Here is a 16,311-nt window from a genome sequence, read left to right on the forward strand (position 1 = left end):
GGCAGGGGCTTGCAGGATTATTCGACCTGCAGCTCGCGTTTGAGCGCGGCCTGCAGGACGGCGCTGACGTTCAGATCGGACTGGCGCGCCTTTTCGTCCAGCCAGGCGGGCAAGGTGACGTTGCGGCGCACCGTGCGGTTATCGTGCGCGCGGCGGTAGGCATCGAAGTCTACATCGACCAGCGAGGCGATCTCGCCCGGGGCGCATTCCACTGCAGACAATGCGGACGGTTCAGGGAGCGGCTGTCCGTCGTCCTGCAGGGTAATGCCCATCAGTCCGATTGCGTCGCGCGCCATGAAGATGGCTTCGGCCATGTCCTCCCCCTGCGTATTGAGCGGGAAGTCCGGCACGGTGACCATATAGCCGCCCTCTTCGCAAGGCGTGAAGATCACAGGATAGACCTTTTTCATGTGAAAATTCTCCTTTCAGTATTGCTTCCGGCATATGCGGCGGGGCTTTATTTCAGCCCCCGCCGCCTGATGATCGCTTTTGCAACGGCTTCTTTGATTTCGCGTTGTCGGGAAACCGGCTCGTTATCGGTGCCGTTTGTGTAAATGTCGTGGTTGCCGCCGTCCCGTTTCAGCCACCAGCCGTTACGTTCCAGTAGTTTTATCAAATCCCGTCTTTTCATAAGGTGTCCTCCTTATGATTCTATTATACACATTTAGTGTGTATAAGTCAAGGGGTTTTTGAAAGAAGGCGGTAAATATTTATAAGGTTATCCTTTCATTCAACAACAACGAGGAGGTCATGGTGCTGCCGCATGTGCCGCCGGACTTTCCGCTGCCCGAGCCGGAGCAGCACAACGAAACCTATGAGGGCCTGAGCCGCGACTACCGCCGGATCGGCACGCTGGGGCTGCGGCAGTATACATGGGAGAGCATTTTCCCCGTGGGCCGCCGTTACCCGTTCATGCCGCCGGAGGCGAGCGACAACGGCTGGGACTATGTGGCGTTCTTCCAGCGGGGGCGCGAGCGTAAAATCCCGTTCCGCATGATCGTGTTGGACAGCGGCGGCGCGTGCCGCCTGAATACGCCTGTCACGGTCGATGCGCTCGACCTCAGCGTGCGGCGCAATGGGGACATTGCGTACAGCATCCGCTGCACCGAGTACCGGTTTGTCGTGTAAGGGAGGGACGGCATGGCACAGGAATATGCAGACGAGCATCGTCTGATCCGCTACCGCGGCGGGCAGGCGCGCGACATCACCGCCTTTGCGGGCAACCTGCAGGCCGTGGACGAGCTGAACGCGCTCAGCGTGGAGCTGTCCTTTGACGTGATCACCGCGCCGTGGGACGGCTATGTGGAGAAAAACCTCGTGACGCCGGGCGACAAGCTGCGCCTGGTCAACCACGACAGGACCGTGTTTGCCGGACAGGTGGAGCGCGTCGGGCTGGACGGCAGCGCGACCGCTTACGACCGCGGCTGGTACCTCAATAAGAGTACGATCATCCTGCAGGCGTCCGGCATAGCGGCGGACGAGGCGATCCGGCGCGCCTGCGCCAAGGCGGGCGTGGGCGTGGCCGAGGTGTGCAGCCTGCCTGCCAAAGTCACACAGGTCTGGACGGGCGACACGCCCGCGGACATCATCAGCGAGATACTGGAGGCGTGCGCGGCCGAGACCGGCAGGCAGTACCAGTATTTTGTGTCGGACGAGGGGCTGACCGTGCGGGAGCTGCCCACGGCGGCGGTCAAGGCGTACCACAAGCCCGCGGACAATCTCGCGGCGTTTGACATCACCTGGGCGCTGGGGCAGGTTTCGGGCGAGGACAGCATCGCGGAGCTGCGCAACGCGGTGGTTATCGCCGCCGAGCAGGACGGCAGGGCGTACATTGGTGCGCAGGCGTCGAACGGCGCGAGCGTGGAGCGGTTCGGCTTTTTGCAGCATGTGGAGACCGTGACGGGCGACCCGGGCGACGCGCGGCTCCGGCAGATAGCAGGCAACCTGCTCGCGCGGCTCGACCGCGTGGGGCGCACGCGCACCATCAGCGAGATATGGGGCTGCGACGAGGTGACGAGCGGCGTGGTGCTGGATTTCAACAGCCCCGCGTTCGGCGTGTCCGGCCGGAACAGGGTGACGCGCGTCACCCACCACTACGGCGGCGCGGGACACACGATGGAGCTGGAACTCGAGGCGCTGGACGAGCCGCGCGCGGCGGGTACAACGGACACGGTGAGCGTATACGGCCTGCCGGACGATATTGGCAGCGCGGGCGGCGCGGACGGTGTGACGGTAGGCGGTGGGGACGGCTCGGCCGCAGCCTTTGTGTCGGCCGCGCAGGGAGAAGTCGGCTACCGCGAGGGCGCGGGCAACCGGAACAAATACGGCCAGTGGGCCGGTATGGACGGCGTTGCCTGGTGCGTGATCTTTGTCTGCTGGTGCGCGGCGCAGGCGGGCGCGCCCATCCCGACCGGATACAGCTATGTCGGGGACATGTCGAGCTATTTCCAGTCGCGCGGGATGTACCGCACGGTGGCGAGCGGCTACATCCCCAAGGCGGGCGACCTGATGATACAGGGCGACCGGCACATCGGCATCGTGCGCAGCGCGTCCCGCGCGGGTGTGCAGACCGTGGAGGGCAACTATTCGGACAGCGTGGCAAATGTGACGCGGTATTACAGCGAGATCAGCGGCTTTTGCACGCCGTGGGGGTAAACAGGCATGGCATATGATTATGAAATGGCGCAGCGGCTCCGGCGGCTCGGCCGGTATCAGCCGCCGCCCGCGTGGCATGAGGCGGTATGCGCGGCGGTTTCGCCGCTGGCCTTTTCCGTGATGGACGGGAACGCCCTCTTTACTGCGGAAAACGGCCTGACCATGACGGCGACCGCCGCCGCGCGGGAGTGGCACAGCGGCGACAAGGCCGCGGCGGTCCTGTCCGGCGGCTCGCTGCTGGTGATCGACAAAATATGAAAAAGCCGCCCCGAGGGGCGGCGAGGATAGACAAAGAACGACGGCGTGTGCTATAATACAGGCGGACGCTGTTACATATGGCGGTCAGGCTCATTTTCCCCCGTTCGTCTCGGGCGGAGGGAGGTGAGGCGAATGTGGAGAAAAGCCTTTCGGCTTCTGATATGCGCAAGCGTGCTGCTGCGTATTTTATCCATAAAAGCGTTCTGACCGCTCGGCTGGTACCCAAGCGGTCAGAGGTTTAACTTTGATTGCATAAGGGCCTGATCGTTGTAACAGCGTCCCTTTGTATCTGTATTATAACGCGCGCGCCCCGTCTTTGTCAAGCACGGCAAGGACGGGGCGCTTTTGTTTTGCAGGGAGGTGCATCAATGACGCAGACCATTTTTCCGGTGATCCCGACCGACATCCCTGCGCAGGCGGCGGCCGGCATCGGCCGCGCGCCCGCGTTCCAGTGGGAGGAGGACGGCCGGAGCGGGGCGTTCCAGCTGGTGGACGGGGCGCTGAAAGAGCGGACGGGCGTGGAAGCGGTCAAACAGTGGTTTGAGCTGATGCTGCGGCAGACGCCGGGCGCTGTGCCGGTTTACCGCACGGACAGCTCGACCCAGCCGGGCGTGGACCGCACGCTGCTCGACCGCCGCATGCCGGAGGGCTGGGTGCAGGCCGAAATCGAGCGGAACGTCCGCGAGACGGCGGCGTTCTGCCCGGCGGTGCGCACGGTGGACAGCTTCGCGTTTACGCGGCTGCGGCGCGGCCTGCAGGTGGCGTTCACCGCGCGCCTGCACACGGAGGAAACAGTGGAGGTGAGCGCCTATGTCGGCGGCGAGTGATATCCTGCAGGAGTTGCTGGCGGCAATGCCGGACAGCTACCAGAAAACCATCGGCTTCCCCACCTACGACCTGCTGGCGGCCGCCGCCCTGCGCATGGAGGGGACGGACGCCGAGCTTGAGGCGGCGAAAGCCAAGCTCGACCCCGAAAACCTGACGGGGGACGAGCTGGACCGCTATATCTTCCCGCGCACCGGCCTGGAGCGCCGTCAGGCGACGTTCGCGCACGGCGTGGTGCATGTGACCGGCACGGGGACCGTGAGCGAGGGCGACCTGTTTGAGAGCGGGGGCGGCGTGCAGTTTTACGCCACGCAGGCCGTCCAGATCACCGGCGAGGGCGATGTACCCGTGACCTGCCGTCAGGACGGGGCGGCGGGCAACCTGCCCGCGCACAGCGTGACGCAGATGCCGGTGACGATCGCGGGCATATCGGCCTGCGACAACCCCGCGCCCATGACCGGCGGCTACGACGAGGAGGACGACGCGGCCTATTACGAGCGGCATCTGCTCAAGGTGCGCACGCCGCCCACGTCGGGCAACATCTACCAGTACCAAAGCTGGGCGCTGGAGGTCGCGGGCGTGGGCCGTGTGAAGGTGTTCCCGCTGGGCCACGGGGACAACACGGTGGACGTGGTGCTGGTGGACAGCACGGGCCAGCCCGCGGCTGAGGAGCTGGTAAAGTCGGTGCAGGACTACATCGATCCGGACAGCACGGGCGAGGGCTACGGGCAGGCTCCGATCGGGGCGCGGTGCTATGTCAGCGCGGCGACGGGAAAGGCCGTTGCCGTCTCCTGCACGGTGTCCAAGCTGAACACCGGAGACGAGGACGGGACAGTGACCGCAGCGGTCAAGGCGGCGATTGCGGCCTATCTGGCCGAGATCGCGTTTGAGCAGGATTTTGTCAGCTACGGCCAGATCGCGGCGGCGATCCTGAGCGCGGAGGGCGTACTGGATTTTGAAAACCTTGCGGTAAACGGCGGCACGGCCAACGTTGCCATAGGGGAGCGGGAGTGCGCCGTGCTCGGGGAGGTGGCAGTTACCTATGCCTGAATATGACGACATGCTGCGCAGCCTGCCGTCCGCATACCGGCGCGACCCGTGGGTGACCGGCCTGCTGGGCGCGGTGGCGGGCGTGGACAGCGCCCAGCGCGCGGACGCCGCCGAGACCGCGGACCAGATGTTTCTGGACAGCATGACCTGGCTGCTGCCTGTTGAGGAGCGCGAGGCGGGGCTGACGCCCGAAAAGGGCGCGTCCATCGAGGACCGGCGCGCGGCGCTGGCCGCGAAATGGCGCAGCCTGTCCGGCAAGTGCGACATTGAGCTGATCCGCACCATCTGCGGGAGCTGGAACGGCATTGCGGCCGAGGTGACCTATGACGGGGTATCGTGCGTTACGATCCTGTTCCGCTCCACGGCGGGCATGCCAGGCAACATGGAGAGTGTGCGGCGCGCGCTGCGCGAGGTCATCCCCGCACACCTGCGGTATGAGATCACCGCGGCGCTGCTGCGCCAGGGCGGGAGCCGGACGTACAGCGCGGCCGCAGGGACGCGGGCCAAACATTACGGAGAACACGAGGTGATGCTATGAGTTGGACAAATGCGGCCATCACGGCCGCGGGACACGCCCTGCAGGCGGCGCTCGTCGGCACGGGCAAGGGGCTGGTATTCACGCGCGCGGCAAGCGGCGCGGGGCTGGCCGCCGGAACGCTGGAGGAGCAGACCGCAGTCACGGACGAGCGGCAGGCGCTTTCCCTGCAGCCCGCGCAGGTGCTGGAGGGCGCAAAGGTACGGGTGCGGGCGGTACTGGTCAACACCGGCCTTTCGGCGGGCTACACCATGCGCCAGCTTGGCTTTTACGCGCGCGCCGAAGACAGCGGGGACGAGGTGCTGTATGCGCTGGTGCAGGACGAGGCGGGCGACCCCATCCCAGCCGCAGCGGAAAGCCCGGGCTTTTCGGTGGACTGGACGTATGTTTTTAGTTTTGGCAACGCGGCCGAGGTGACGGTGGAGCTGGACCCTGCGGGCGTGATCGGCTGGGGCGCGGTTGGCCAGCCGGACGGCGTGGCGGGACTTGGGCCGGACGGCAAGGTGCCGGAGGAGCAGCTGCCGGATATGACGGTCGATTTGTCCGGCGACAAGGCGGCCGGTATCCTGCCGCTGGCAAAGGGCGGCACGGGCGCGTCAGCGGCGCAGGGCGCGCGGACTAATTTAGAGGTGGCAAAGCCGGTGCGGACGACGGCGTCGTTCCCCACGAGCGGTTGGGCGCTGTCCGGCAGCGTATACACGCAGACGGTGAGCTGCAGCGTGGCGAAAGCGACGATGAAATACGCCAACATCGGCCCGCAGTACTCCACGGATGCGTCCGCGCGCAAACTGGAGCAGGAGGCGTATGCCCTGATCGCCTATGTCGATACCGCGGACGGGCAGCTTGTGGCTACCTGCTGGGGCAACGAGAAGCCCGCGGTCAACCTGACGCTGATATTCGAGGGAGGGGTGGACTGATGCGGACAATAGCGGGCGGGGGCGGCGTGAAAGAGCCGTCGTTCAAGGTATCCTCTATAAAAAAGCTCGAAGTCCCCAGTGGAGGAAGCCTGTATGTGGGGGACTACCGCATGGTTGCGGCAGCGGCGAGCAGTAACCGGTATCAGGTGCTTTTCCCTGACTATGGATTCTATATTGATGTGGATTATAACAACGGCAGTATTATTTCATCGAGTCAGTTTAATAAGAACCACTATAACCAGAACACCAAAACGCTGACATGGCAATACGGCGATCAATCCCCGATGTATGGCTTCAAATAGGGAGGTGCATCAATGAAGCTGCTCACAAACGATAAGACCTATGAGGGCGTCACGTTCCGGCCGACGGCAGACGGGTGCGTAATCACGGCGCGGGAGGCCATAGAGCCGGGCGGGGTGCTGGTGATACAGGCGGACGACGGCGCGGAGCTGTGCCGCTACACGGTGGCGGACTGGCTGCGGTGCGAGACGGACGGGGGTACGCTGACGTTATCCAACAGCCCAGCGCCGGAGCCGCCGCCCGCGCCCGGGCTGGACACGCTGCGCGAGGCGCGCCAGGAGGCAAACAAGCAGGCGCTCGCGGACTGGCTGGCCGCGCATCCGCTCGTCTGGACGGACGGCCAGACCTACGGCGTGACGCAGGAGGACCAGGACGAGCTGGCGCTCAACCTGATGCAGTACCAGCTTGCGGTGCAGGCGCGGCAGGAGGCGGTGCTGGAGTGGCACGCGCAGAAGCAGGCGTGCAGGGTATTCACGGTGGAGGAGTACACGGCGCTCTCGCTGGCGATTGCCGCGTATGTTTACCCGTACCGGCGGTATCAGGAAACGGTCAAGGCCGCGATCTGGGCGGCGGAGAGTGAGGAGGAGATCAATGCGGTGCAGATCGATTACAGCACGGTCGCTGGCGCTGCATAGCGGCATGGCCGTGCTCGGCGGGCTGGCGTACATGGGTATCGAATTGCTTTGGCGCGGGCGCACCCATTGGACAATGGGCGTGCTGGGCGGTGTGTGCTTTGTGCTGATCGGCCTGCTGGACGAGATACAGGAGCACCCGCCGCTGCCGCTGCAGATGCTGCAGGGCGCGGCGATCGTGACAGGGCTGGAGCTGCTCGTGGGGCTGGTGGTCAACCGCTGGCTCGGCTGGGGCGTGTGGGACTACTCGGACATGCCCTGCAACCTTTGGGGGCAGGTATGCCCGCAGTTTTCGGCGGCGTGGTTCGGGCTTAGCTTTGTTGCCGTAAAGGTGGAAAACCTGCTGCATTGGCTTCTAAAAGGAGGAAAAAGTTATGAAAATGACGAAAAATAATCGGGGGGGGGGTACTTAAACCACGGTTTAAGTGCGGATTTCCCCAAAACGGCGCTGAGAGGAGGCGCCGCGTATGAGGTGCAACATGACGCGGGAGACCGCGGGCGGGAGAGCGCCGGTCTGCGGGCATGCAAACGAGGGACAGACGGTGAACCTCGGTGCGAAGCCGAAGCATCTGCTTCTCAGAGATTACGGAAACACATGGTTTATGTTTTTCGAAAAGGGGGACACCGAGACGCTGCAGATGTACGGCAATATGACCTCAACGATTACGCGGACGGACACGGGCTTTACAGTGGAAAAAGTAAGCTCGGATTACCAGAACAAAGACGGGAGCGGAAACAAAACGCTTTGCGGGCTGGCATACGTCGCGTTCTTCTGAGCCGCCGAAAGGCGGTGGCCGCATGAGGTGCAATATGATCCACGGGGGAGGCGGGCCAAAGATTATCACAGGCTCCTATACAGGGGATGGCACTGCAACCCGTACCATTTCACTCGGCGTACACCCTGAAATGGTGCTGGTACTTTGTGCGGAGTATTCGATTGGCGACCCGTATAGCGACGCCTATGGCGGCATGGCCTCGCGCGACTGGCCCGCTAAAACATATAATTGGCGGCGGGAGATCGCGGCGGTTACGGATAATGGGTTTGTCGTGCATAACAAAACATCCAGCTCGACCAGCGACCCATACAGCGATGTAAATGCAAATACAAGCGGATTGCATTACAACTATGTTGTATTTTATTGACGTCATGCCTCCGGATATACGGTAATCAGCGCATTGTGTATCACAAGGTATAAACAAAACGAAAATGCATTGAAATGGAGGAAAAAGTTATGAAAAGCGCAAAAATATGCGGGGGGGGGGGTATCTAAACAGCGATTTAGATACGCATTTCCCGACATTGGCACCGAAAGGCGGTGCCGGAAATGAGGTGTATCATGCACGGACAGACGGCGGCCGCTGCGCCGCAGATCAGGCAGTATGTAAAGGAGAGCTTTCCCCAGTATGCGGTCTGGGAGGTGTGCGACGCTCCCAAAAACGACACGCTGATCACATCATATTTCAATTACAACAACAGCTGGTATGCTATGGCGGTATATGCCTATTACGCAAAAACGCAAACGGTAACGCTGCTGCACAGTACGAAAACCTGGGTTCAAATCTCCGTAGAAAACGGGAAGATCGTGGCGACACAGTCGTCAGGCAATGCCGACCGCGCCTGCTATGTAAATTTGCTGGCATAGCAGGCCGCCGAAAGGCGGTGCGGGGATGAGGTGTATCATGCAACAGGCAGGGGTTACCGCAGGGACGGGAGGATGGATGCGGTTTCAGGCGCGGGTGAGTTATACCGGCTCCCAGCTGCGCGGGAAATCGATCACAATTTCCCCGGAGGCAGGGGAGATGATTCGGGTGGAGGACAAAAATGGGATTGTACAGCTCGTAAATCCCGTTGAGGTCGGGAGCAATACGCTGTCGATCGGGGTAACGTCGCCTCAATACGGGCAAGCCCTGATGATGTATACCGCATCTTATCTGGGTATACCAACGGCGTCTGCGATGAGCGCGTACCTCAGCGCTGTCCAGCTCGGCACGCTGGAAGCGTAGGCAAAACAAAACCGCCCCATAGGGACGGTTTAACGCGGCTGGACAAACCAGCGGCCATCCGCGTGCCAGATCAGAGTCCGGTGCTTGCCGATGAATATGCCGTGTTCGGTGGCGCACAGGTTGGGATCATACCGGCAGCCGAGGTATTTGGTAACAGTATAGGTTTTCCCGTGCATGGTGATGCGGTACGGCTCGACCGCCCCGCCAACGGTGCGCGTCTCGACGGTCACGCCGGTAAAGTTGCGCGCCCTGCGCGAGGTCAGCGCGGGGTTGATCGTGGCGTTGCCGCTGGCCGGATCATCATAAAACATGGCGATCACCTCTCTGCCTTATTATAACGCCGCAGAAAGGGACACGACAACATGCAACTTATGGAAAGGGGGCGGTGCCTATGGGCATTTGACCGGAGCGCGTCAAGATAAGACGCTGCACACCCATAGGGTGAGGACATAAATCAACCACGGACAGGCCGCAAGGCCGGAAAGGATACTATTATGAACATCTACATTAAAAACGACGCGGAGATTCAGGCAATTGCGAAAGAGGGCAAGGTACACGGCATCGGGAACATCCTCGACGTATTTGACAACCGTCACGGCCTCGCGCGCGACTTCAAGGCGCGCAAGGCGTATTACGAGCATAAGGGCTATCCGCTGAACGATCTGCTGGAAGCCGAGGCCGCAAAGTAACAAGGGAGGAGGTGACGGGGCGGGCAGAACCGCCCCACCATCTATGCCAATAGAGGTAATCGTGGCGGGCATGAGCCTGATCGGGACGCTGGCGGGTACGTTCGGCGGTATCCTGATATCCTCCAACCTGACGGGCTACCGTATCGAGCAGCTGGAGAAAAAGGTGGCCGAACACAACAAAATCGTCGAGCGCACCTATAAACTGGAGGGGCGCATGCTGGAGGCGGAGCATGATATCCGCGACATGAAAGGGAGTTTTGTCTATGAACCTGAAAGTAAGAATTAAGAATCCCGTGTTTTGGGTGCAGATTATCCTCGGCGCGTTTGCGACGGCGCTGGCCTATGCGGGCCTGACCGCCGTCGACATGACGACCTGGGCGGGCGTGTGGGAGATCATCAAGGGTACGGTGAGCAATCCCTACTGCCTGTTCCTGGTCGCGTGCAATGTCTGGAGCGCGCTCAACGATCCGACCACCAGCGGCGTGACCGACAGCGATCGGGCGAAAACCTACGATAAGCCGCTGGAGGAATAGGATATGGACATACCCTTTATTCCGGCGCACAGCTCGAACTATGCGCGCGGCCGCACCGCGCCGATCCTCTGGATCGTTGTCCACTATACCGCGAACGATGGGGACACGGACACGAACAATGCGCATTATTTCCAGGGCGCGGGGCGCGGCGCGAGCGCGCATTATTTCGTGGACGAGGACAGCATAACACAGACCGTGCGGGACAGCGACACCGCCTGGCACTGTGGCGCGGAGCGCGGCGGCAGCTATTTCAATGGCGCGCGCAACGCCAACAGCATCGGCATTGAAATGTGCAGCGACGTAGTGGGCGGCCGGTATACGATCACCGAGCAGACGGCCGCGCGCACAGCCGGATTGGTGCGCAGCCTGATGGACAAATACAATATCCCGCTCAGTCGGGTATGCCGACATTACGATGTGACGCACAAGGCGTGTCCGGAGCCATGGGTGCGGAATCCGCAGTTGTGGGAGGATTTCAAGCGGCGGCTGGTCGAGGAGGAGGATGGAATGATCGAGAAAAAGAACGTGCTGCTGAACGGCACAGCGTACCCCTGCGAGTGCATCGAAAAGGACGGATATAATTTTGTCAAAATGCGCAGTCTGACGCAGGCGGGCTATGACGTGGTATTCGATGCGGCGCGGCAGATGCCCGCCATCACCGCGCCGCAGTGCCGACCGTTCGTGCCGGAGGGCGACGAGGCCGTGCAGGACGCGGTTGATGCGCTGCAGGAGGTTTGCGGGCTGGAGGAGCAGACGATTGCGTATCTTCTGCGATATGAGTACGGCGACGAGCTGGTACGGAAGCTCGCGGCCGGTTTGAGATAACGGTGTTCAATTTGGACATGGGAAAGCCCGAGGTTGTTCCTCGGGCTTTATACATATCATTAATAGCCTTACTCATAGGTCATCAGCAGCACATAGTCCGCGGCCTCGCCAAGCATTTGGTAATCGTGCGCCTCGTATAGGAGCCCGCGCTGCCCGGCCGAGGTTTTGGGGGCGAGCGCGACCATGACGATCTTGCCGAGCGGCTCCAGCCGCGCGCGCACCTCACGGATGAAAGCGGTATAGCTTTCCGCGTCCTCGGGCGGGATGTACTCAAAATCAATGTCCACGCCAGCATATCCCTGTTTTTCCAGGGTTTGAACAAGGTTATCGATCAGCGCCGCGCGCGTGGACGGATTTTGCAGCACAAGATGCGCTCGTTCGCCGGAAAACTGGCCATCCTCGCCGAGCGTGGTCAGAACCAGCAGCGGCTTGACCTGATATTGCCGCGCCATGCGGATCAGCAGGTCGGCGTTCTGTGGGAGAATGCGGCCGGTACGGTCAAAGCCGTAGGAAAAAACGGATAAGTACGTCAGATAGGGCAGGGTCTTGCGCAGCAAGCGCGGGTCGATATTCGGATACGCATATCCGTTGACCGCAAAGGCACCGAGCTTGGGCGTCGGATAGGAAAGCACGAGCATCTGGCCGGGATAGATGCGGTCTGTGCCGCCGAGTTGCGGGTTGTTCTGCCAGAGGGACAGGACGGTCGTGCCGTGCCGCGCCGCAATGCTGCCGAGCGTATCCCCGCGTTTGACCAGATAGGTTTCGGAGGGCTGCGGCACCACGATCGTCTGTCCAGGAGTCAGCCGCGCCGGTTCGCGCAGCTCGTTCTGCTGGATGAGGAACGGGAGCGGCACGCCGTGCGTCTGTGCGATGCGGTAAAGCGAATCGCCGGGCTGTACGACATGAATTACCATAGAAAAACCACCTTTCCCTGCAATCTATGCTGGAATGGGAGAGGTTGCCAATAGTCGTGCGCGGCGCATGGATTTCGGAAAAGCGAAAAAGCGGTTGACAAAGGGGAGAGGGAAGTGTATTATGATGATATCAAATTAATATCATTGTGAGGGATAGAGCATGAACGAAAAGAACATATTTTACGAGGAAAAAGCGCTGCGCGCGCCCAATGGACTGGGGATTTTGCTGCTGGACATCCTGCTATGCATCGCAGCGGTCGCGCTGATCATACTGGGCGCGGTCAATCTGGATGAAATGGGAGGCATGGCGGCTGCTATGCTGGTTGTGGGCATCGTATATCTGGCGGTGCCGAGTTGGCTGCTGGCGTGCGGCATCAAGGTGCTGCGGCCGAATGAGGCGCTCGTACTGACGCTGTTCGGCAAGTACATCGGTACGCTCAAGGGTGAGGGCATTTTTTTTGTCAATCCGTTTTGCAGCTCGGTCAATCCGACGGTAGAAAGCGCCAGCGAGAAAGCGCTCGATGATCTTGCCAAGAATGAAAATACTTCGAGTGGTAAGATTGTCAAGGCGGCGAGCATGAGCAAAAAGCTTTCGCTCAAGACCATGACGCTTAACAACGACAAGCAGAAGATCAATGATCTGCTCGGCAATCCGATCGTCATTGGCATCGCGGTCATCTGGCATATTGAGGACACGGCAAAGGCGGTGTTCGCGGTGGATAACTATCAGGAGTTCCTGTCCATTCAGTCGGACACGGCGCTGCGCAATACGGTACGCTTGTACCCCTACGATGTATCCGAGGGAGGGGACGAAAAAAGCCTGCGTGGGTCCGCGCAGGAGATTGCCGCCGTACTGGCGGAGGAGATACAGGGACGCGTAGCATGCGCAGGTCTGCGGATTGAAGAGGCGCGCATCACTACGCTGGCCTATGCGCCGGAGATCGCGGCGGCCATGCTGCAGCGCCAGCAGGCGAGCGCGGTTGTGGACGCGCGCAAGATGATTGTCGAGGGCGCGGTAGGTATGGTCGAAATGGCGCTGGAAGAGCTGAGCGCCAAGCAGGTGGTGGATCTGGACGATGAGCGCAAGGCGCAGATGGTTTCCAACCTGATGGTTGTGCTTTGCGCAGGAAAGGACGCGCAGCCTGTTGTTAATTCGGGCAGTATTTACTAAAAGAGGGATAAAACATGTTTACGTTTTTTGTGCGGCTCGCGCGCAATGCCGCGATGAATGCTGCCGCATCGGAAATCTTGCCTAAACCGTTGCGGTATGTGCTGCGTATACTGTTCCTTGTGCTGATTACCGCTGCTTCCGGCTTTTGCCTGTTCCTCGCGTGGTCAATGCGTGAGAACATGGTGGCGGCATTGCTGCTTGCGGCGCTGGGCGTGATAGGCCTGGCACGACTGGTACGTTTTGTGCGGCGCATTTTGCATAATGAGACATAGCCTGAAAAACGGCTGGGTGGCGGTGTGAGCGGTATATATCCGAGTTTGAAAAATGATTTAAGGGGGCGCGGCCATGGCGGACAAGGAAAAAGCGAAAAAGCAGGTGCCGTTGCGGCTGTCCGCCTCGCTGTACGACGAGCTGGCCCGATGGGCAGAGGATGAGTTCCGCTCGGTCAACGGCCAGATCGAGTACCTGCTCACCGAAGCGGTGCGCAAAAGGAAAAAAGTACAGACGAAGGATGACGAGTAGCGGACAAACCGGACAGGCTGCCGTGCGGCGGCCTGTCCATTTTTATAGTAATAAAAAATGAAGAGAAAATGCTTGACAAATTATTATAGAAAGCATATACTGTGTACCAGAACAAGGCAAAACCGCAGAGCAAGAGTAAGTAAGAGCGAGACCGCGCTCCCAGAGAGCCGCCCGTTGGTGCGAGGGTGGCAGCGAAGGCCGTTTCCGAATGGACTTGTGAGGGCAGCCCCAAATCCGGCGCGCCGGAGAGTATGGCTGACGGGCATCCCGCCGTTACCAGGGGAGGGCGCGTGTTGGCGCGCTGTTGAGCGGGCGTTTTTACGCCAATTTGGGTGGCACCGCAGAAGTTTCGGCTTTTGTCCCATGATGCAGGACGGCATCGTGAGGGCAAAGGCTTTTTTTCTTGCCCCGATGCCCAGATCGTTTTCAAACGGAGGGCGGTAAATATGATAACACCAGGCTGTGATGCAATCGTAAAACTGGCGGAGCGGTATGCGACCATTCCGGTCTGCCGCGAAATCTACGCGGATATGGTCACGCCGATCGCGCTGCTGCGGCGGCTGCAGGCGCGGTCCAGACGGTTTTTCCTGCTGGAAAGCGTGGAGGGTGGCGAAAAATGGGCGCGCTACTCCTTCCTCGGCTACGATCCGGTGCTGCGCGCACGGTGTAAAAACGGCGTGGTCACGATCGAGGGCGCGGAAAACCGCACCATACAGACCGCAAAGCCGCTCGATGTGCTGCGGGAGCTGCTGGGCAAGTACCGCGCGCCCCGCATCGAGGGACTGCCGCCGTTTACCGGCGGGTTCGTGGGCTACTTCGCTTACGCAATGTTGGGCTACGCCGAACCTAAGCTGCGCATCCGGCGCGGCGCGTGGGAGGACTTCGACCTGCTGCTGTTCGACAAGGTGATCGCCTACGACCATCTGCGGCAAAAGCTCGTGCTGGTTGTCAACATGAGTACGGACAGCGTGATGGAGAATTACGGCAAAGCCTGCGCCGAGCTGGAAAACATGGCCGCACTGGTGAACGACCAAAGCCCGCTCCCGCCGCTGCAGGCCGCGGAAACGCCCTGCTTCTCCTGCAGCATAACCGAGGAACAGTACGCGGCAGTTGTCCGCAAAACGCGGGAATACATCTATAACGGCGATATTTTTCAGGCAGTGCAGTCGCGGCAGTTCACCAGCCCCTATACGGGCAGCCTGCTTCCGGCCTACCGTGTGCTGCGCACGACCAACCCCTCGCCCTACATGGTGTTTCTGTCCATCGACGGAGACGAGATCATGTGTTCCTCGCCCGAAACGCTGGTGCGTCTGCAGGACAGGCGGCTGACCACCTTTCCGGTCGCCGGCTCCCGCCCGCGCGGCGCGACACCGGCCGAGGACAAGACGCTCGAACGCGAGCTGCTGGCGGACGAAAAGGAGCTTTCCGAGCATAATATGCTGGTCGATTTGGGACGCAACGACCTGGGGAGGGTGTCGCGGATCGGCTCGGTGGAGGTGACCGCCTATCAGATGATTCACCGCTATTCCAAGATCATGCACATCTGCTCGCAGGTCGAGGGCGATCTCGCGGACGGCTGCGACGCGCTCGACGCGCTCGAGGCGGTGCTGCCCGCGGGTACGCTGTCCGGCGCGCCTAAAATACGTGCGTGCGAGATCATTGAGGAGCTGGAGCGCGCGCCGCGCGGCGTATACGGCGGCGCGCTCGGCTATTTGGATCTGGCGGGCAATATGGACACCTGCATCGCCATCCGCATGGCGGCGAAGAAGGAGGGCATGGTCACCGTGCAGGCGGGCGGCGGTATCGTGGCGGACTCCGTGCCGCATAACGAATATATGGAAAGCGCGAACAAGGCGCGCGCGGTGATGAGCGCGATCGAACGCGCATCGGAGGTGGACGGCTGATGATACTCCTGATCGACAATTACGATTCCTTTGCCTACAACCTGTACCAGCAGGCCGCGGCGATCCGGCCGGATATTCGGGTGGTGCGCAACGACGCGGTAACGGCCGGCGCGGTCGAGCAGATGCAGCCCTCGCACATCCTCCTGTCGCCTGGCCCAGGCTACCCGAAGGACGCGGGCGTCTGCGAGGACGTGATCCGGCGCCTGGGCGGCCGCATCCCCATTCTCGGCGTGTGCCTCGGGCATCAGGCGATCTGCGAGGTATTCGGCGCGCGTATCGTACACGCGAAACGGCTGATGCACGGCAAGCAGAGTACGGTCACACTCGATCCGGACGATCCGCTGTTCCGCGGGCTGGAAGGGCAGGTGACGGTCGCGCGCTACCACTCGCTGGTGGCCGAGCCGGACACCCTGCCGGACTGCCTTGTCGTGACCGCGCGCGATGGGAACGGCGAGATCATGGCCGTGCGGCACAAAACGCGGCCCGTTTACGGGGTGCAGTTCCATCCGGAATCCATCCTGACCCCGCGGGGCGATACGATACTGAAAAATTTCCTATCCACCCATTGAGCTAAGGA

At 61.2% G+C, this 16,311-nt stretch carries 27 protein-coding genes; 23 read left to right on the top strand and 4 right to left on the bottom strand.

Annotated elements, in window-relative coordinates; all coding sequences use genetic code 11:
• Positions 1 to 17: 17 nt before the first annotated feature.
• Positions 18 to 410 (bottom strand): type II toxin-antitoxin system HicB family antitoxin, encoded by a 393-nt coding sequence (locus OCV66_RS05775; RefSeq protein ID WP_107631466.1) that lies wholly within the window; start codon positions 408 to 410, stop codon positions 18 to 20.
• 47 nt (positions 411 to 457) lie between these two features.
• Complete coding sequence (locus OCV66_RS05780) at positions 458 to 631, bottom strand: type II toxin-antitoxin system HicA family toxin (RefSeq protein ID WP_107631467.1); 174 nt, start codon at positions 629 to 631, stop codon at positions 458 to 460.
• A 119-nt stretch (positions 632 to 750) separates the two neighbouring features.
• Here OCV66_RS05780 and OCV66_RS05785 point away from each other — a divergent pair, with 119 nt between their 5' ends.
• The 14 genes from OCV66_RS05785 to OCV66_RS05850 all read left to right on the top strand — a co-directional run bounded on the left by OCV66_RS05785 (position 751) and on the right by OCV66_RS05850 (position 9,176).
• Positions 751 to 1,128 (top strand): hypothetical protein, encoded by a 378-nt coding sequence (locus OCV66_RS05785; protein WP_147573935.1) that lies wholly within the window; start codon positions 751 to 753, stop codon positions 1,126 to 1,128.
• Positions 1,129 to 1,140: 12 nt separating this feature from the next.
• Complete coding sequence (locus OCV66_RS05790; protein ID WP_147573936.1) at positions 1,141 to 2,655, top strand: CHAP domain-containing protein; 1,515 nt, start codon at positions 1,141 to 1,143, stop codon at positions 2,653 to 2,655.
• A 6-nt stretch (positions 2,656 to 2,661) separates the two neighbouring features.
• Positions 2,662 to 2,913, top strand: a complete 252-nt coding sequence (locus OCV66_RS05795) for a hypothetical protein (protein ID WP_147573937.1) — start codon at positions 2,662 to 2,664, stop codon at positions 2,911 to 2,913.
• A gap of 368 nt (positions 2,914 to 3,281) precedes the next feature.
• Complete coding sequence (locus tag OCV66_RS05800) at positions 3,282 to 3,740, top strand: DUF2634 domain-containing protein (protein ID WP_147573938.1); 459 nt, start codon at positions 3,282 to 3,284, stop codon at positions 3,738 to 3,740.
• Positions 3,724 to 4,788 (top strand): baseplate J/gp47 family protein, encoded by a 1,065-nt coding sequence (locus tag OCV66_RS05805; protein WP_147573939.1) that lies wholly within the window; start codon positions 3,724 to 3,726, stop codon positions 4,786 to 4,788. Before OCV66_RS05800 ends, OCV66_RS05805 begins: the two co-directional genes overlap by 17 nt.
• The gene (locus OCV66_RS05810; RefSeq protein WP_107631473.1) at positions 4,781 to 5,326 is read left to right on the top strand and encodes a putative phage tail protein; all 546 of its coding nucleotides are present in this window, start codon (positions 4,781 to 4,783) and stop codon (positions 5,324 to 5,326) included. Before OCV66_RS05805 ends, OCV66_RS05810 begins: the two co-directional genes overlap by 8 nt.
• Entirely contained in the window at positions 5,323 to 6,240 is a 918-nt protein-coding gene (locus tag OCV66_RS05815; RefSeq protein ID WP_147573940.1) for a hypothetical protein, read from the top strand. The genes OCV66_RS05810 and OCV66_RS05815 overlap by 4 nt, the downstream gene beginning before the upstream one ends.
• Positions 6,240 to 6,542 carry a hypothetical protein gene (locus tag OCV66_RS05820; RefSeq protein ID WP_147573941.1) on the top strand — a complete coding sequence of 101 codons (303 nt, stop codon included), beginning with the start codon at positions 6,240 to 6,242 and terminating at the stop codon, positions 6,540 to 6,542. The genes OCV66_RS05815 and OCV66_RS05820 overlap by 1 nt, the downstream gene beginning before the upstream one ends.
• A 12-nt stretch (positions 6,543 to 6,554) precedes the next feature.
• Positions 6,555 to 7,175, top strand: a complete 621-nt coding sequence (locus tag OCV66_RS05825; RefSeq protein WP_147573942.1) for a hypothetical protein — start codon at positions 6,555 to 6,557, stop codon at positions 7,173 to 7,175.
• Positions 7,132 to 7,566, top strand: a complete 435-nt coding sequence (locus OCV66_RS05830) for a putative ABC transporter permease (RefSeq protein WP_147573943.1) — start codon at positions 7,132 to 7,134, stop codon at positions 7,564 to 7,566. The genes OCV66_RS05825 and OCV66_RS05830 overlap by 44 nt, the downstream gene beginning before the upstream one ends.
• Before the next feature lie 73 nt (positions 7,567 to 7,639).
• The gene (locus tag OCV66_RS05835; RefSeq protein WP_147573944.1) at positions 7,640 to 7,948 is read left to right on the top strand and encodes a hypothetical protein; all 309 of its coding nucleotides are present in this window, start codon (positions 7,640 to 7,642) and stop codon (positions 7,946 to 7,948) included.
• A 22-nt stretch (positions 7,949 to 7,970) separates the two neighbouring features.
• A complete protein-coding gene (locus OCV66_RS05840) occupies positions 7,971 to 8,315 on the top strand; it encodes a hypothetical protein (RefSeq protein ID WP_262563957.1) in 345 nt (114 codons plus the stop codon).
• A gap of 182 nt (positions 8,316 to 8,497) precedes the next feature.
• Positions 8,498 to 8,815, top strand: coding sequence for a hypothetical protein (locus OCV66_RS05845; RefSeq protein ID WP_262563959.1), 318 nt, complete (start codon positions 8,498 to 8,500; stop codon positions 8,813 to 8,815).
• A gap of 37 nt (positions 8,816 to 8,852) precedes the next feature.
• A complete protein-coding gene (locus tag OCV66_RS05850) occupies positions 8,853 to 9,176 on the top strand; it encodes a hypothetical protein (protein ID WP_147573947.1) in 324 nt (107 codons plus the stop codon).
• Between the two features lie 29 nt (positions 9,177 to 9,205).
• Here OCV66_RS05850 and OCV66_RS05855 read toward each other — a convergent pair whose 3' ends face one another.
• On the bottom strand, positions 9,206 to 9,487 hold the full coding sequence (locus OCV66_RS05855; RefSeq protein ID WP_147573948.1) for a hypothetical protein: 282 nt from the start codon (positions 9,485 to 9,487) through the stop codon (positions 9,206 to 9,208).
• Between the two features lie 183 nt (positions 9,488 to 9,670).
• Here OCV66_RS05855 and OCV66_RS05860 point away from each other — a divergent pair, with 183 nt between their 5' ends.
• The 4 genes from OCV66_RS05860 to OCV66_RS05875 are packed head-to-tail and all read left to right on the top strand — an operon-like array spanning position 9,671 to position 11,223.
• On the top strand, positions 9,671 to 9,865 hold the full coding sequence (locus OCV66_RS05860) for a hypothetical protein (RefSeq protein ID WP_147573949.1): 195 nt from the start codon (positions 9,671 to 9,673) through the stop codon (positions 9,863 to 9,865).
• A gap of 43 nt (positions 9,866 to 9,908) precedes the next feature.
• Positions 9,909 to 10,151 (top strand): hypothetical protein, encoded by a 243-nt coding sequence (locus OCV66_RS05865; RefSeq protein WP_107631482.1) that lies wholly within the window; start codon positions 9,909 to 9,911, stop codon positions 10,149 to 10,151.
• A complete protein-coding gene (locus OCV66_RS05870) occupies positions 10,129 to 10,398 on the top strand; it encodes a phage holin (RefSeq protein ID WP_147573950.1) in 270 nt (89 codons plus the stop codon). The genes OCV66_RS05865 and OCV66_RS05870 overlap by 23 nt, the downstream gene beginning before the upstream one ends.
• A gap of 3 nt (positions 10,399 to 10,401) precedes the next feature.
• The gene (locus OCV66_RS05875) at positions 10,402 to 11,223 is read left to right on the top strand and encodes a peptidoglycan recognition protein family protein (protein ID WP_054326786.1); all 822 of its coding nucleotides are present in this window, start codon (positions 10,402 to 10,404) and stop codon (positions 11,221 to 11,223) included.
• A gap of 68 nt (positions 11,224 to 11,291) precedes the next feature.
• Here OCV66_RS05875 and OCV66_RS05880 read toward each other — a convergent pair whose 3' ends face one another.
• Positions 11,292 to 12,137: a LysM peptidoglycan-binding domain-containing protein gene (locus OCV66_RS05880; RefSeq protein ID WP_147573951.1), complete on the bottom strand. Its 846-nt coding sequence runs from the start codon at positions 12,135 to 12,137 to the stop codon at positions 11,292 to 11,294.
• A 160-nt stretch (positions 12,138 to 12,297) separates the two neighbouring features.
• Here OCV66_RS05880 and OCV66_RS05885 point away from each other — a divergent pair, with 160 nt between their 5' ends.
• From OCV66_RS05885 to OCV66_RS05905, 5 genes are all read left to right on the top strand, one after another.
• Positions 12,298 to 13,308: an SPFH domain-containing protein gene (locus OCV66_RS05885; RefSeq protein ID WP_107630898.1), complete on the top strand. Its 1,011-nt coding sequence runs from the start codon at positions 12,298 to 12,300 to the stop codon at positions 13,306 to 13,308.
• Between the two features lie 14 nt (positions 13,309 to 13,322).
• Entirely contained in the window at positions 13,323 to 13,580 is a 258-nt protein-coding gene (locus OCV66_RS05890; protein ID WP_147573952.1) for a hypothetical protein, read from the top strand.
• A 73-nt stretch (positions 13,581 to 13,653) separates the two neighbouring features.
• Complete coding sequence (locus OCV66_RS05895) at positions 13,654 to 13,830, top strand: ribbon-helix-helix domain-containing protein (protein WP_082396942.1); 177 nt, start codon at positions 13,654 to 13,656, stop codon at positions 13,828 to 13,830.
• A gap of 446 nt (positions 13,831 to 14,276) precedes the next feature.
• Positions 14,277 to 15,734: an anthranilate synthase component I family protein gene (locus OCV66_RS05900; RefSeq protein ID WP_107630897.1), complete on the top strand. Its 1,458-nt coding sequence runs from the start codon at positions 14,277 to 14,279 to the stop codon at positions 15,732 to 15,734.
• The gene (locus tag OCV66_RS05905) at positions 15,734 to 16,303 is read left to right on the top strand and encodes an anthranilate synthase component II (protein WP_147573953.1); all 570 of its coding nucleotides are present in this window, start codon (positions 15,734 to 15,736) and stop codon (positions 16,301 to 16,303) included. The genes OCV66_RS05900 and OCV66_RS05905 overlap by 1 nt, the downstream gene beginning before the upstream one ends.
• Positions 16,304 to 16,311: the final 8 nt, after the last annotated feature.

The sequence above is a fragment of the Agathobaculum ammoniilyticum genome, assembly GCF_025567315.1.
GTDB lineage: Bacteria > Bacillota > Clostridia > Oscillospirales > Butyricicoccaceae > Agathobaculum > Agathobaculum ammoniilyticum.